We start from the raw sequence: 16,488 nt of genomic DNA on the forward strand, positions 1-16,488 counted from the left end.
GTCTCAGAAGGAGTAATTACATGGATAATCATGAAAAAATACGTCAATACATTAAAAAAAATCTTATTATTTTTAATGCAGAGGAAACTATTGTTGCTAATGATGACAACATATTTGAAAAAGGTTATGTGAATTCGCTCTTTGCTATGCAAATGTTAAATTTTATAGAAACGGAGTTTGATATAGTAGTAGATAATGATGAACTTGATATTATTAACTTTTCTACTATTAATAATATGGTTGATCTAATTAACAAAAAGAAGAATGGGAATTTCACAGTATGAGTAATGCAGAAGAGATTCTGGGAGTAGTTGATGAGTTTGCGGAAAAGAAGCTTCGGCCTCGAGCAAGTGAGTTTGAAAGTAATGAAGAGCTTCCCTATGATGTGATACAAGAAATCTCAAGTTATGGTGTATTGGGTGCAACGATACCAAAAGAATATGGTGGGCTTTCTCTTGATTCTTTAGATTATGGTCGTCTTACTGAAATCATAGGTAAAGCTTGTAATTCGGTTCGTGAATTACTTACAGTTCATGTATCTTTAGTAGGGGAGTCAATTAAAAGGTGGGGGACTGAAGAGCAAAAGAGAAAATGGTTACCTGAGATGGCAAAGGGGAACCTATTATTTTCATTTGCCCTAACTGAGCCAGAGGTTGGTTCTGATGCAAAAGCTGTTGGAACTTCCTATAAACAAGTTAATGATCATTTTATTCTTAATGGGCACAAAAAATGGATTTCTTTTGCTGACATTGCGGATTGTTTTTTAGTTTTTGCGTCTAGTGAGGGAAAAGTTAGCGCTTTTATTGTTGAACGGTCAATGACGGGTGTTTCTACAAATAAAATGAGTAAACTGTTAGCAAGTAATTCCTCGCATATAGCTGAGATTCATTTGCAAGATGTAAAGGTACCACCTGAAAATTTGTTAGGACCAATTGGGGGTGGATGGAGTTATGTAGTTAACACAGCTCTTGATCATGGTAGATATAGTATTGCCTGGGCGGGAGTAGCCATTGCTCAAGAAGCACTAGAAGCAATGGTAGCTTATTCAAGAAGAAGAAAACAAGGAAATAAATATATATGTGAATATGAAGCAATTCAAACAATTTTAGCAGAAGCAAGTGTAAATATAAAAGCAGCTCGTTCGTTATGCCAAGAGGCTGGGAAAAAGCGTCAGGATAGACATACTGATGCTGTAATTGAAACAACCATTGCAAAATATTTTGCCTCAAAGATGGCTATGAAGATAGCTACAGACGCTGTCCAAGTGTTTGGTGGAAACGGATTTTCAAGAGAATATCCTGTTGAGCGTTTATTTAGGGAAGCAAAGGTTTTAGAAATTATTGAAGGTACCTCGCAGGTACTTCAGCCAATTATTGCGCAGCATGCACTTCACACTTGTTCTCAAAAGGGAGGACTTTTAAGAATATGATTTATGAATTGGTAAAAGAAAAGGATGAATTCAAACAAATATCTCCACTTCTCGTTGATTATAAGAACCATCCAATACTTAATGGTATAGCTCATGGTTATAATAAGGGACATATTTATGTGGATAATCCTAATAACCCTAGATGTGCACTTGTATGGGCAGAACAAGAAATTTTTTATTTATTAGGTGATCCTACAAGTAATTTTGTTTCAAGTCTACCAACTTTTATTAAAGAAGTAATTGCACCTGAGGCTCAGCAGATAGGGGATGACTTTTTTCAGGTTGAATTATTACCCGAATCAAAATGGAAACAGGTTGTCGAGGAACAATTGCAAATGTTTATTCCTAAACCTTACACTCGAGTAACATTTACTTTTGATCCGGAGTCTTATAATAAGTTATCTAAACCTAATATGCCTGATGAGGTAACGGTGGAACGGATTACAATCGACATGTTATCAGATAAAAAGTTCGCAATGGTACGGGATGATATTGTTGATTTTTGGGAGTCAACTCAGGATTTCATCCGAAATGGATTTGGTTATGTAGTAATGGTACATGAACAAGTTGTAACTAGTTGCTTATCGGTTTTTGCAACAGATACTGATGTGGAAATTGGAATTAATACTTATGATTTATTCCAGCGAGGTAAAGGGTATGCTTGGTTGGCTGCAAGAGCATTCTTGGATGACTGTTTAAAACAAGGAAGAACACCACATTGGAAGACAGAGGATTTTCGTATCCCATCTATTAAACTAGCGGGAAAAGTTGGATTCACAAATCTTCAAACCTATACAGCTTATGTGTTTCCTTATAACGAATTAGATAATTTCGTTTTTACCGCATACCATCAACTAAGATACTATTCAGATTTTAATAAAGCTAGTGAGTTTGTACAAAAAGCTCGTACTATAGGAGATTTAAATGCATGGCATCACTTTTTACTTTCATGTGGTTATTCATTAATTGATAGAATCGATCTTTCGTTAAAGCATATGAATCTTGCACTGGATTTAGGATGGAATGATGTATCAGATATTCGCTATGTAGTTGATTTAGTGAATTTAAGAAAAACTGAAGAGGGACGAGCTTTATTAGATAGAGTTGAAGATAGCTTAAGATGAAAAAAAGGGAGATAAAAAGATGAATATTGTATTTATGTTTCCTGGCGTAGGATCCCATTATTCTGGAATGGGTAAGTACCTTTATGAAAACTTCCCTGTAGCACGTGAGATATTTGAAGAAGCAAGTGACACTCTAAAAATAGACATGGCTTCCCTTTGTATGGAGAAGATATACAAAGCTGACCTTGAAAAGTTACAAAATTCACAGACTGCTTTAGTAACAACTAGCATGGCAGCTTTTCGAGTTTTTGAACAGGAAATAGGCAATAAACCAGAGGCAATGATTGGATATTCTTTGGGAGAATATACAGCTCTATGTGCTTCTGGAGCAATTGCATTTTCAGATACCTTAAAATTAGTACAAGAACGTAGTACGATTTTGAGTAGCTATGCATTGACTATAGATGGAACTATGGCATGGGTTAACAATCTTGCTCCAGAAATTGTTGAAGGTATTTGTTCAGAATTGTTAACCAAGGGACAGGAAGTATATATATCGGCTTATGACACTCCAAATAAAACATCAATTTCTGGTACAAACTCTGCGGTTCAGTTAGCTTGTGAAATGGTAGTAGAGCATGGGGGAATTGCAATCCCCCTTAAATTAAGTGGGCCATTTCATTCTCCTATGATGCAACCTGCTGCTGAAAAATATAAGAGTGTACTAGAAAATATAGATATGAAACAGCCATTAGTACCTGTCATAGCGAATCATGATAGTTCAATGTATAAAGGTGTAGAAAATATAAGAGAAAACCTTTACTTACAATTAATAAAGCCTGTGAAATGGTTGGACATGATTCATTATCTAATGAATCAAGGGTCTATGAAAGCTATTGAAATGGGACCAAAGGAAGTCTTGAAGTATCTTCTGCAAGCTATTAACCCTGCTATATCGACATGTAATTATGAAAGGGAGAAAGATATCCTAAATACAAAAAATTCTTTTACATTACAAGAATCTGATTATGAAGAAGTTATATCAGGGTGTTTAACTGTAGTTGTAAGTACAAAAAATTATAATACAGATTTAAGTGATTATCAGAAAAAGGTAGTACTCCCATTTCAAAAGGTCCAAAGTCAATTGGAAGAAAAAATTAATTCGGGGTATTCAGTGGAGAAAAGTGATGTAGAAGAAGCAATCCAAATGATGAAAACAGCACTTACTGAAAAACAGATTAAAGAGAGAGAACAAAAACGTTACCTGCAAAGAGTTCTTCAATGTAAAAGTTTTTAGATATAAATTATAAATATATTAAGGGAGCGATGATGAATAAATGTTCAAGAAAATTGGTATTGTAGGTGCTGGAACAATGGGGATCGGCATGGCAGTAGATTTAGTGCTGCATGGTCTTGAAATGGTATTAATTGATGTTACAGAAGAGCAGTTAGAAATAGCGGAAGAGAAAATATTAGAGACAGTTCGCTTTGCTCCTCTAATTAATAAAGCATTTCCTAGAATGCATAAGGAAGAAGTACTTTCGTTAATAAGTAGCTCTACTAATCTTGATGAAGTGGCTGAATGTGATTATATAGTAGAAAATGTTCCAGAAAACTGGCAAATTAAAGAGCCGATCTATAGAAGATTAGATGAGATATGTAAAAAGGATACAATTTTTGGAGTCAATACGTCTTGTATCTCAATAACAAAAGTAGGAGGAGTAACAAAGCGTCCAGATAAAATAATAGGAATGCATTTTATGAATCCGGTATATATGAAACCATCTATAGAAGTTATTAGAGGGTATTTAACTTCAGATGAAACGGTCGAAAAAGCTCAATCTTTCCTCAAACAATTAGATAAAGATGCAATTGTGGTTAATGATCAGACTGGGTTTGTTTCTAACCGTATCTCCCACTTATTCATGAATGAATCGGCTTGGGTTGTAATGGATGGTGTAGCAACGCCTAAACAGGTAGACGATATATTTAAAAAATGCTTTGGACATACAATGGGTCCATTAGAAACAGCAGATTTAATTGGGTTAGATACAGTATTACATTCTTTGAATGTACTTTATGAGGAATATCAAGATCCAAAGTTTAGATGTTGTCCATTACTTAAAAAGATGGTGGATGCAGGTGAATGTGGTAGAAAGAGTGGTAAAGGTTTTTACGCTTATTAAAATTAAAAATTACAAATAGGGGTGTATAAAATGCAAGATAAAAATTTAGAACAAATTATTCATATGTATATTCAAGATCATGTAGGTATTGAATTTAATGATGATACTGAGATTTTTGAAGAAGGATTAGTTAATTCTTTATTTGCAATCCAATTGATGACTTTTCTTGAAAAAGAATTTGCCATAAAGGTAACTATGGATGACTTAGATATGGATAACTATAAGTCTGTAAATTCTATTGGTAATTTTATAAGAAATAAGCAAATGGTTCGGTAATGGACATGAAACAATACTTAGAGCCATCTCAATATAAAATATATCAGAATTTTTTGGATTTTGTTTGTGAAAATATAGAACCTTACGCTAATAGTTGGGAGATTGAACAGGGCATTCCATCAGACATAATAAAGACTTGTGCTAAAAATGGTTATTTAGGTGGAACACTTCCAACAGAGTATGGTGGATTAGAATGGGATTATGTAACGTATGGGTTATTTACTGAAGCAATAGCAAGAGGTAGTGTCTCTCTTTCGGGATTATTTAATGTCCATACGATGGTAACAGAAACGATTTTAAAATGGGGAACAGAAAATCAAAAAAATCAGTGGTTACCATTACTTGCATCTGGTAACCAAATAGCTGCATTAGCCCTTACTGAACCTGGAGCAGGATCAGATTTAAATATGATTAAAACGAACTTCGATCAACACGGGGATAAATTAATACTTAATGGAGTGAAGAAGTGGATCACTTTTGGTGCAGCTGCTGATGTGTTTTTGGTATTTGGAAAACTAAATGGTGAACAACCAGTTGCCTGTTTAGTACCAAAAGATAGTGCGGGTGTAAATGTTACTCATATAAGAGACATGCTTGGATTTAAAGCTGCATATTTGGCAGAAATTGAATTCAATAATGTAGAAATACCTTTAGAAAATATCATTGGTAGACCAGGATTTGCTTTTACTTACCTTGCACCGTATGCTTTAGAATTTGGGCGTATTTCAATTGCCTTTGCTGCTCTTGGTGTATTACGTACTTGTTTAGAAATATGTGGGAATCATGTATTACATAGAAGTGCATTTGGTAACTCTCTAATTGATCATGGCATGATTTCACATATGATTACGGATATGGGAGTAGATTTAGAAGCTTCTATACTACTTAGTTTAGAAGCTTGTAAGGCCAAAAATGAGCATCGAGCTGATGCTACTGAAAAGATTATGATTGCAAAATATTTTGCATCGCGCTCAGGTACAAGGCATTCAACGAATGCTGTACAGATTATGGGAGCACTTGGTTGTAATGATAATTATTCAATATCAAGGTGCTTTAGAGATTCTAAAACAATGGAGATCGTTGAGGGGAGTAATCAGATTCATCAGCTATTACTTGGTAAGGGATTTGCTAAAAAAGCGAAACGTGCCATTGAAAAAATACCTGTAACAAAAGGAGTGATACAACCCGGATGAGTACATGTATACAGAAGCTGTTTGAAGAACAAGTAGTCCGTACGCCAGATGAGGTTGCTGTTATTTTTAAAAAAGAAACATTAACCTATAAAGAATTAAATGAAAAAAGTAACCAATTAGCTCGTCTTTTACGTGAAGGTGGAGTTGGACCAGATACAGTTGTAGGTATTATGGTAGAGCGATCTATCGAAATGGTTGTCGGAATTTTCGGGATATTAAAAGCGGGCGGAGCATATCTGCCGCTTTCCCCGAATCATCCATCATCACGATTACAATTCATTATAGAAGATAGCCGTGCTAAATTAATACTGACGCAAAAGCAAATCCTACATCGTTTTCAAGATAGTTTGAAAGCTGATATGTTGGCTTTAGATTCGATTTCCTATGAAGGAAAGGGTGAAAATCTAGAGTGTATTAACAAACCCTCTGATCTTGTGTATGTAATATACACTTCCGGTTCAACCGGGAAACCTAAGGGTGTTATGATTGAGCATTCGGCCTTAATAAATCGAATTGAGTGGATGCAAGAGGCTTATCCAATTAGTTCAAAGGATACTATATTACAAAAGACCCCTTATACATTTGATGTGTCCGTATGGGAGATGTTCTGGTGGGCCATAGTTGGAGCCAAAGTATGTATTCTTGCGCCGGGGATGGAGAAGTTTCCACAGGCTATTATTGAGACAACTGAAAGTAATGACGTGACAATTATGCATTTTGTACCATCTATGTTAAGTGCATTTTTACACTATCTTGATGTGACAGGTGAAACTAACCGAATAAAATCGTTGAAACAAGTATTTGTTAGTGGTGAGGCACTACTGTCTCAACATGTAAACCGTTTTAACAAGCTGCTAAATTTCTCTAATGGTACACTTCTTACTAATCTGTACGGACCTACTGAAGCAACCATTGATGTGACTGCTTATGATTGTCCGACACATGAGATTACAGAAGGGAGCGTTCCAATAGGGCGAGCAATTAAGAATATTGAGATGTTTGTTGTTGATAAATATGGTAATAAACTTCCGGAAGGCCATATAGGAGAATTATGTATCTCAGGTATAGGATTAGCACGTGGATATGTAAATAGGCCGCAATTAACGGCAGAAAAGTTTGTACAATATTCCCTTGATACCCGTATATATAAAACCGGTGACTTAGCTTTAATAAGATCGGATGGGAATATTGAGTTTCATGGAAGAATTGATTTTCAAGTTAAAGTTAATGGCCTTCGTATTGAGTTAGGGGAAATAGAATCGTGTTTAATGTCTTGTGAAGGAGTTTTACAATGTGCGGTAATTGTAAGACAAGAATCTGAGATGGTAGTTAAGTTAATCGCTTTCTATGAGTCAGAAAATGATATTGAGTTAGAGAGGTTAAAAAAATATCTACGCTTATTTTTACCAGATTATATGATACCTAACCGTTTTGTACGTGTAAATGAAATGCCATTAACGGATAGCGGAAAGATAGATAGAAAAGCACTTGCCTTATTAGGTTCCGATAAATATTCACACCATACCACACTTGTAGGAGGTTCTGTTAATGAGGAAAGCAGTAAAGATTCATAAAGAAGATATTGAAGATGTAATCGCCCTTACACCAGTGCAGGAAGGTATTCTTTATCATTATTTGAAAGAACCCGAAGGAAAGCTGTATCATGAAGAACTTCGACTTTGCTTAACTGGAAAAATTAATATTCCAAAGTTTGAAGAGGCGTGGAATTATGTAACGCGGGAAAATGAAATGCTGCGTACAATTTTCCGATGGGAAAAAGTTAAACAACCTGTACAACTTATACTAAAAGAGCATACTCCGAACATTATTTATAGTGATGGCAAAGTATCTAATGATACAGAAAGCTTTGATTTACAAACAGTTCCCTTTTCTATCGAACTGTGCCATTTGAACGAAGGCGAATATGAAATGGTTTTACGTCATCATCATATTTTGTTTGATGGTTGGAGTAATAGTATTATTTTACAAGAGTTTATTAAGGTATATCGAGAGTTAATAAAGGGAGATGTACCATCATCTATAAATAAAAAGAAATTTAAAGAATATATACTATGGCAACAAAAACAAGATAAATCAAAACAAAAGCTTTTTTGGGAACAATATTTAAATGAATTAACTGAACAAATAAATTTATCCAATAAAAATTCTAATCAACTAAAAAAAGCAAAAACATATGTAAAAGAGATAGATAAAGAGCAAAGTGATAGATTTCGAAGTTTTGCAAGTAATCAAGGTGTAACATTGGCTACATTATTCTATACAGCCTGGGGTCTATTATTACAAAGGTACAAAAATTCAGAGGACGTAATATTCGGTACAACAGTATCCGGGCGTTCAATTCCAATGCACGGTCTGAATGAAATGGTAGGTTTATTTATAAATACACCACCACTTCGTGTAAGTGCTGATGGGAGAATGACTGTTTCAGATCTTTTACAAAGAATTCAAAGTGATGTCCAAAGAAGAACTGAATATGAAACGACTCCAATTGTTGATTTAAACGTGTCATTTGACACTATTATGGTAGTTGAGAATTATCCTCTTGATATAGAAAAGCTGAAAGAAATTGATGAAAGTGTAAGAATTTCAGGTTATGAAGTAAATGAAATGACCAACTATGATTTAACCGTCTCAATAGAGTGTTTCGATTCTATTAAACTTGCAATGATGTGGCCTGAAGATCTATTTGATGAATCCATTATTACCAGTATAACTAACCATTTTATACAATTATTAGATTCAATGCTTTTAGATGAAGGACAACCAATACAAACTCTTAAGATGTTAGATGAGGCAGAAGAAAAGTTTTTGCTTCAAGGTGGTCAAAATCAAAGTGCTACATTCCCACACACAACACTTCATCAATTAATTGAGATGCAAGCTGAAAAGCATCCTGAGAGAGTGGCACTTACATTTGAGAATAGTGAGATGACTTATGGAGAATTGAATGAGCGTGCGGATAAAGTGGCATTTGCTCTTCTAAAAGAAGGTGTAACTTTAGATTCGCCAGTAGCTGTAATGTTAGATTACTCATTTAATATGATTATCTCTCTACTTGGTATTTTAAAAGCAGGTGGGGCTTATGTTCCAATTGATCCTGATTATCCGCAGGAACGCATTGATTTTATTCTTCAAGATAGTGGTTCAAATGTAATAATAACCTCAAATTTATTTAAGGATAAAGTTAAATTTGATAGCACAATACTTTTTATTGAAGAACTTAATAAGACACCGATGCAAGATTTCGAGAGAGTAGATGTTGCCCCAAATAATTTAGCATATGTCATTTATACTTCTGGAACAACAGGACGTCCTAAAGGGGTTATGATTGAACATAGTAATGTAATACAACTTGTCATGCATCAACCAAATAGTTTTAAATTCTCTAGTAATGATGTGTGGTTACTATTTCATTCTTTCTGTTTTGATATGTCAGTTTGGGAGATATTTGGATCACTTACTTATGGTGGACGTCTTGTCCTGGCAACAAAAGAAACAATCCGTGATACGTATAAACTTGCTCAGTTGATTGCAGATGAGGGAGTAACGGTATTGAATCAAACTCCATCTGCATTCTATGTTTTTCAACAAGTAGTTGAAGAGATGCCTAAACTTGCTTTTAAAATTAGGTTAATTACATTTGGAGGGGAAATGCTGAAGCCAGGTTTACTGCAAAGTTGGTTTAAGCGTTCACCTAATACGGTCATAGTAAATATGTATGGAATAACTGAGACAACAGTACATGTTACTTATAAGGAAATTGGAGAAAAAGAAATGCACAGTAATCTTAGTGCTATAGGCGTGCCTCTTCCTACGTATTCGTGCTATGTATTTGACAAACATATGAATCCTACACCTAAGGGAATGCAAGGGGAACTTTATGTTGGAGGGTATGGAGTTGCGCGGGGATATCTAAATCGTCCTGAACTAAACAGTGAACGTTTTATACAGAATCCTTATAATCCAAGTGAAAGATTATATAGATCAGGAGATTTAGTCCGTATTCTTGAAAATGGCGAAATGGAGTATATAGGTCGTAGTGATCATCAAGTGAAGATACGTGGATATCGAATTGAAACAGGAGAAATAGAACATCATTTACAACAGCATGCGGATGTGAAGGAAGCGGTAGTTTTATCTATTGCTTTTGGAGAGGAACAAGAACTGTGTGCTTATATACTAACTGATCAAGATATATCTCAAAATGAATTACGTTATTATCTTACTGACAAAATACCTTCGTATATGATACCTATGTATTTTGTACTTTTAAGTGAAATGCCATTAACTACGAATGGAAAAGTTAATCGTCGTGCTTTACCTAAGCCTACTAAGTTAGTACAACCAAATGATTTACTAGATGAGCTTGAAACAACGGTAGCTGATGTTTGGAAGGAAGTTTTGGGGGTAGAAAAAGTAGGGTTGTATGATAATTTCTTTGATGTTGGAGGGAACTCCTTAAAAATGGTTCGATTGTTCTCTCGTTTACGAAGCAAGTTTGAAAAAGAACTTACAATGCCTATGTTATTCCGATACCCAACAGTTCATGATCAAGCTTCCTACTTTAGAAGTGATAATGCTATGGAACACCAACCTGAAGAAGTTAAGAAAGAAAATCTTTTATCTATGAATAAAAATGATGTAGCAGTGGTTGGTATGGCGGTTCGTATGCCAGGCGCTTCTAATCTTAAGCAATTCTGGTCAAATTTAGAACAAGGGATAGAATCCATTTGTACATTTACAGATGAAGAACTTAGTGAGATGGGCATACCAAAAGAAGTGATTCAAAAACCTAATTATATAAAATCTAAAGGGTATTTAGAAGATGTAGATGCATTTGATAATGAATTTTTTGATTACAGTCTAAAAGAAGCTGAAATGATGGATCCACAACTGCGAATACTTCATGAATGCGCATGGGAAGCACTAGAACAAGCAGGTGAGGTTAATTCTTCTCATATGGATACAGGAGTTTATGTTGGAGGATCACCAAATTTCCACTGGCTTCGTTCTATTGCTAGTGAATCTTCTAATACATTAGAAGATTTCCAAGCAATGTTGTTAAACGAAAAAGATTTCTTTGCTACTCGATTGGCTTATAAATTAAATCTAAAAGGACCAGCGATTACAGTACAAACAGCTTGTTCTACCTCCTTAGTTGCTATTCAAAACGCATGGGCAGATCTTATCGATGGACGATGCGACATAGCCTTGGCCGGGGGAGTAAGTATAACTTATCCAACAAAAACAGGATATTTATATGAAGATGGTATGATTTTCTCACCAGATGGTCATTGTCGAGCTTTTGATAAGGATGCTCAAGGAACAGTGGGTGGAAATGGTGCTGGTATTGTAGTACTGAAAAGGTTAGAGGACGCTCTTCGAGATGGGAATTTAATACATGGAGTTATTAAGGGAGCTGCAGTAAACAATGATGGGTCCAATAAGGCTGGATTTACAGCGCCAGGGGTTGATGGACAAGCTGCTGTTATAAAATCTGCTCATGAAATAGCTGGCGTTAAGCCTGAAGAAATCTCATATATAGAAACTCATGGTACTGGTACACAACTAGGTGATCCTATAGAAGTAGAAGCATTGAAGTTAGCTTTTGGTAAGCAAGAACCAGGTAGAGTTTTAATTGGATCAGTGAAGACGAACATTGGACATTTAGATGCTGCAGCAGGAGTTGGAGGATTTATAAAGACGGTCTTAGCTTTGAAAAACAAGAAAATTCCGCCGAGCCTTCATTATAATAACCCAAACCCTAGCATTGATTTTGGAAAAAATCCGTTTCGTGTAAATACGGAACTTATCCCATGGAAAGAAGAGGTAAGAAGAGCGGGTGTTAGTTCGTTTGGGATGGGTGGAACTAATGCACATATAGTGTTAGAGTCTGTTCCTGACAATGCTAAGAATTTTGAAAAACAATCTTGGAACTTATTAGCTGTTTCAGCAAAAACAGAGGAATCCTTAGATAAAGCTACTAACGATCTATTATTGCATTTGAAGGGGAATCCAGAGATATCACTATCTGATACAGCTTATACATTACAAAAAGGTCGTCGTGAATTTCCATATAGAACTGCTGTAGTTGTTAATGGAATAGAGGATGCCATAGAAAAACTTGGTGATACGGGACTAGAGAAAACAAACGCAATGGAGAGTAGACCTTTAGCCTTTCTTTTTTCAGGGCAAGGATCACAGTATATCAATATGGGTAGAGATTTATATGAAAATGAACCTGTATTTCGTGAACACGTTGATCAAGGTTTAGCCTTACTCTCAAATTGGTTAGATATAGACATGAAAAATATTTTGTATCCTACAAAGGAGACAGAGGATAAAGCAACTGAACAGTTAAATAGAACTTCAATGACGCAACCTCTACTATTCACTATTGAATATGCATTAGCCAAGCTTCTAATGAATTGGGGAGTTTATCCAAGGGTCATGTTTGGCCATAGTATTGGTGAGTTTGTAGCAGCTTGTTTAGCAGAAGTAATGTCTTATGAAGATGCATTACATTTAGTAATGATTAGAGGGAAGTTAATGAATAGCGTATCAGAAGGCGCTATGCTAAGTGTAAATTTATCTGTTGATGAATTACAAACCTATATAACAGATGATGTAGATATAGCAGCTGTAAATTCCTCTCAACATTCAGTAATTTCTGGTACTGTACTTTCAATCAATAAGATTGAGGAATTACTTTTAAATCATGGAGTAAAGACAACGCGTCTATTTACTTCGCATGCTTTCCATTCTCGAATGATGGATGAAGTTCTAGATGCATTTGAGCAAGCTGTAGGAAATATAAAATTATCAAGTCCTAAAATACCTTATATATCTAATGTTACAGGTGAAATGATTACAGCAAATCAAGCCACATCACCTTCTTATTGGGCACAGCATCTACGAAGTACTGTTCAATTTTCAAAGGGATTATCTGAAATTTTTCATTTAAAAAATGTAATTTGCCTTGAGATTGGCCCAGGTAATGCATTATCAACTTTTGTATTAAAACATTTAAATAGAAGTAAAGATCAATTGGCTTTAAACATGTTACGTCATCCTCTAGATAAATCAAATGACTTCGAGCATTTATGCAAGCAAATGGGACGGTTATGGATGCAAGGTGGAACTATAAATTGGAATACTTTTAATAACAGTGAGAATAAAAGGTTATTAGATTTACCAACGTATCCTTTCATGAAAAAACGATTTAAAGCTGATCCATTTTTTAATACTCAATCTCAGAGTTTAACTCAGGAAACAAGAGGCCATAATAAACAGGCTAATATTAAAGACTGGTTTTATTTGCCTTCTTGGGAACGCAAAACATTAAAATCTATACAAATAAAGAAAGAACAAAAATATAAATGGCTTATTTTCAATGATCATCTAAATCGATTCAATCGACTGATAGAAAAATTAAAAAGAGAAGGTCATGATGTAATTGAAGTTAAAACAGGTGGTATTTTATCTGAAAAATCCGACGGTTTATATACGGTATGTCCATCTCAAAAAATGCATTATGAAATGCTATTTTCAGAATTAGAACAAAAAGATTTATTACCAAATAAGATTATACATGCTTGGAGCTTTAATCCAGTTAATGAGGTTATTCTCGATCAAGAGAGAATTGAACGATCAATGGATGAAGGATATTATTCGTTACTTTATATTGCACAAGCAATTGGGAAAATTAATTATGAGGGAGCATTACAGTTAAACATTTTTACTGACCGTATGTTTGAAGTTACAGGTACAGAGCTGAACTTAAAGCCAGAACAAGCTACAATTCTAGGCTTTTCAAAAATATGCAATCTTGAGTTTCAAAATATAAAATGTCGTACCATTGATATGGATACAGATTCTCAACAAATGTTTGAAGAAGCGGGTTTAATGGAGAGTTTTGTGGATTCTACTGATATAGTTGTAGCTTATCGAGGACGTCATCGATGGGCGCAAACGATTATTCAAAGTCCTTTTGAGGAAGAAGATGTAGAAATTGATAGATTACGAGAGGGTGGCGTCTATTTAATTACTGGTGGACTTGGTGGAATTGGATTTGAAATTGCAAAAGATTTAGCTAATAGAGTACCAAATGTCAAACTTATATTGATTGGCCGCTCAGAGTTCCCACCTCGTAATCAATGGGAACAGTACTTAGAAAATAAAGACGAGCGTGTAAGCCGAGTTATTTCTGATTTGTTGACAATGGAGTCTCAAGGTGCAGAATACATGATCCTAAGTTCTGATGTTTCCAATCAAGATGATATGAAACAGGCAATTGAAAAGGCTAAATCTCGTTTTGGTTCTATTAATGGTGTAATTCATGCAGCAGGTGTCGCTGATTATCTAGGTATTATGATGAATCGTGAAAAAGAATCTAATAATAAAATTTTAGCTCCGAAAATTAAAGGTACACTAGTACTCGATGCTTTATTAAAAGATGAACCAATTGATTTCTTCGTGCTATGTTCATCAATTGGTAATGTGGCGTATCATATGAAATTTGGTCAGAGTGGTTATAATGCAGCGAATGAATTTTTAGATGCATTTGCGTTTTATAAGCGGGCTCATGATGGAGTGTTCACTGTAGCTATTAACTGGCCAGATTGGCAAGAGGTGGGTATGTCACTTAAGTCGGCTGAAATATGGGCAAAGCAATTTAATATGGATATGGAAAGTGTCTTACATGATGGTGTAACTGTAGAAGAGGGTTTAAAAGTATTCCGTAGTATTATCAATAGAAATCAACAACAAGTCGTGGTTTCTCCAATAGATTTACATTGGAAACTTTTAAATGGTGCCAACTATTATAATGAACTATTGGAAAAAGGGAGTAAGAATAGATTAAAGCAGAATCGTTCAGATGTTTCCACAACGTATAGACCACCAACTAATGAAATTGAACAACAATTATACGAATTATTAAAAGATATGTTTGGAATCGAAGAAATAGGAATTTACGATAATTTCTTCGATCTAGGAATGAGTTCTTTAGATCTTGTTCGTATTAATGTGAAATTAAAAGAGGCCTTTAAACGAGACTTACCTATAGTTGTTCTTTATGAGCATACGTCAATTAAATCTCTTGCTAAATATTTAAGTAATCAAGAAGTAAATAACAATTTAACAAATAAAAAAGAGTTATTGAAAGCGAAATCGGTTATGAAAAATACATTATCTGCTTTAAAAAGTAGAAAGTAGTAAAGGGAGGGGAACAACATGATTAATAAAGAAGTAGTTCCGTCAAAAGTTGAGTTTTGTTGGGGATTACCTGTTATTCCAACACCACAAACAAAAGAACTTCTAGAGGAATATGTTAATCAAGCTAAAAGAGCTGAGAAGAATAACTTTGACTCGGTATTGGTTTCCATTGCACCAACATCTGTTGATCCAATGATAGCAGCGTCTATGATTGGAATGAATACGGAGTTTGTAAAGATTTTGGTTGCGCAAAATACAAACCAGATGATTCCTACCGTAACAGCAAAAGCATTGAATACTTTAAATAGTTTAATTGGTAATCGTGCAGATATTAACATTGTAACTGGAAGTGCCTCGCTTGTCCTTGCGCGTGATGGATTACCAGAACCGCACCATGTTCGATATGCTAGGACAAAAGAATATATTGAGCTGTTACAACAATTAAGACGAGGAGTAACTAGCTATAAAGGTGAGTTTTATCAAGTAGAAAATAGTGATATTTATCCAAAGGAAGATCTCTCTCGAAGTGCCCGCTACTTTGTAGCGGGGTCCTCCGAGGAGGCAATGAGAGTAGCTGCAGAGTATGGTGATGCTTATATACTTTATGCAACAGACCGCAAAAGTCTTAGAGAACACTATCAAACAGTTAATAATTACGCTAAGCAATATGGGCGCGAGAAAATTCCAGGTGCTATTTTAGTAGACATCATTGCTCGTGAGACTTCGGAAGAAGCATATAAAGAAGCATATGAATTACTTGAGAGAACACCAGCAGCCTTAAAGCGGATGACTAAGCTATTTTTAGATAATGCAGATTCTGTTGGACTTCGCCGATACAAAGATTTAATTACAAAAGATAGTATGTGGATAGATGATCATCTTTGGGGAGGTCTAAGTTTAGTTAACCCATCTAATTCAATTTCTATTGTTGGTAGCTATGAGGAAGTCATCTCGACGTTAACTGATTTTTGGGAAATAGGGGCAAATTATTTTCTTATTACTTCTCAGATTAGTGAGCATGAAATTGAACGTATTGGTCAAAATGTTGTGCAACCATTTAAAAAGAAAATTGAAAAGTTAATCCAAGTTAACTAAAAGAGGGC

Annotated in this window: 10 protein-coding genes; all 10 read left to right on the forward strand. The window is 34.9% G+C overall.

The window, feature by feature from the left end:
* Nucleotides 1-20: 20 nt before the first annotated feature.
* The 10 genes from MR143_RS15205 to MR143_RS15250 are packed head-to-tail and all read left to right on the forward strand — an operon-like array spanning nt 21 to nt 16,480.
* A complete protein-coding gene (locus MR143_RS15205) occupies nt 21-284 on the forward strand; it encodes an acyl carrier protein (protein ID WP_000368639.1) in 264 nt (87 codons plus the stop codon).
* Entirely contained in the window at nt 281-1,429 is a 1,149-nt protein-coding gene (locus MR143_RS15210) for an acyl-CoA dehydrogenase family protein (RefSeq protein WP_242280834.1), read from the forward strand. The genes MR143_RS15205 and MR143_RS15210 overlap by 4 nt, the downstream gene beginning before the upstream one ends.
* Nucleotides 1,426-2,553, forward strand: a complete 1,128-nt coding sequence (locus MR143_RS15215; RefSeq protein WP_000638851.1) for a GNAT family N-acetyltransferase — start codon at nt 1,426-1,428, stop codon at nt 2,551-2,553. Before MR143_RS15210 ends, MR143_RS15215 begins: the two co-directional genes overlap by 4 nt.
* A 19-nt stretch (nt 2,554-2,572) precedes the next feature.
* A complete protein-coding gene (locus MR143_RS15220; protein WP_061884892.1) occupies nt 2,573-3,790 on the forward strand; it encodes an ACP S-malonyltransferase in 1,218 nt (405 codons plus the stop codon).
* Nucleotides 3,791-3,830: 40 nt separating this feature from the next.
* Nucleotides 3,831-4,679, forward strand: coding sequence for a 3-hydroxyacyl-CoA dehydrogenase family protein (locus tag MR143_RS15225; protein ID WP_242280835.1), 849 nt, complete (start codon nt 3,831-3,833; stop codon nt 4,677-4,679).
* 30 nt (nt 4,680-4,709) lie between these two features.
* A complete protein-coding gene (locus MR143_RS15230; protein ID WP_001152970.1) occupies nt 4,710-4,955 on the forward strand; it encodes an acyl carrier protein in 246 nt (81 codons plus the stop codon).
* Entirely contained in the window at nt 4,955-6,148 is a 1,194-nt protein-coding gene (locus MR143_RS15235) for an acyl-CoA dehydrogenase family protein (RefSeq protein WP_242280836.1), read from the forward strand. The genes MR143_RS15230 and MR143_RS15235 overlap by 1 nt, the downstream gene beginning before the upstream one ends.
* Complete coding sequence (gene zmaJ, locus MR143_RS15240; protein ID WP_098218153.1) at nt 6,145-7,722, forward strand: zwittermicin A synthase ZmaJ; 1,578 nt, start codon at nt 6,145-6,147, stop codon at nt 7,720-7,722. The genes MR143_RS15235 and zmaJ overlap by 4 nt, the downstream gene beginning before the upstream one ends.
* Entirely contained in the window at nt 7,697-15,385 is a 7,689-nt protein-coding gene (locus tag MR143_RS15245; protein WP_242280837.1) for a non-ribosomal peptide synthetase/type I polyketide synthase, read from the forward strand. Before zmaJ ends, MR143_RS15245 begins: the two co-directional genes overlap by 26 nt.
* Nucleotides 15,386-15,403: 18 nt before the next feature.
* Entirely contained in the window at nt 15,404-16,480 is a 1,077-nt protein-coding gene (locus tag MR143_RS15250; protein ID WP_131250452.1) for an LLM class flavin-dependent oxidoreductase, read from the forward strand.
* Nucleotides 16,481-16,488 lie beyond the last annotated feature (8 nt).

Source organism: Bacillus cereus group sp. BfR-BA-01347, from assembly GCF_022663835.1.
Taxonomy (GTDB): Bacteria; Bacillota; Bacilli; order Bacillales; family Bacillaceae_G; genus Bacillus_A; species Bacillus_A thuringiensis_K.

Excerpts from the sequence above, each read along its gene's own strand:
- MR143_RS15225 (WP_242280835.1), top strand. The coding sequence starts at position 3,831 with ATGTTCAAGAAAATTGGTATTGTAGGTGCTGGAACAATGGGGATCGGC.
- MR143_RS15230 (WP_001152970.1), top strand. The coding sequence starts at position 4,710 with ATGCAAGATAAAAATTTAGAACAAATTATTCATATGTATATTCAAGAT.
- MR143_RS15210 (WP_242280834.1), top strand. The coding sequence starts at position 281 with ATGAGTAATGCAGAAGAGATTCTGGGAGTAGTTGATGAGTTTGCGGAA.
- MR143_RS15250 (WP_131250452.1), top strand. The coding sequence starts at position 15,404 with ATGATTAATAAAGAAGTAGTTCCGTCAAAAGTTGAGTTTTGTTGGGGA.
- MR143_RS15205 (WP_000368639.1), top strand. The coding sequence starts at position 21 with ATGGATAATCATGAAAAAATACGTCAATACATTAAAAAAAATCTTATT.
- MR143_RS15235 (WP_242280836.1), top strand. The coding sequence starts at position 4,955 with ATGGACATGAAACAATACTTAGAGCCATCTCAATATAAAATATATCAG.
- MR143_RS15215 (WP_000638851.1), top strand. The coding sequence starts at position 1,426 with ATGATTTATGAATTGGTAAAAGAAAAGGATGAATTCAAACAAATATCT.
- zmaJ (WP_098218153.1), top strand. The coding sequence starts at position 6,145 with ATGAGTACATGTATACAGAAGCTGTTTGAAGAACAAGTAGTCCGTACG.
- MR143_RS15220 (WP_061884892.1), top strand. The coding sequence starts at position 2,573 with ATGAATATTGTATTTATGTTTCCTGGCGTAGGATCCCATTATTCTGGA.
- MR143_RS15245 (WP_242280837.1), top strand. The coding sequence starts at position 7,697 with ATGAGGAAAGCAGTAAAGATTCATAAAGAAGATATTGAAGATGTAATC.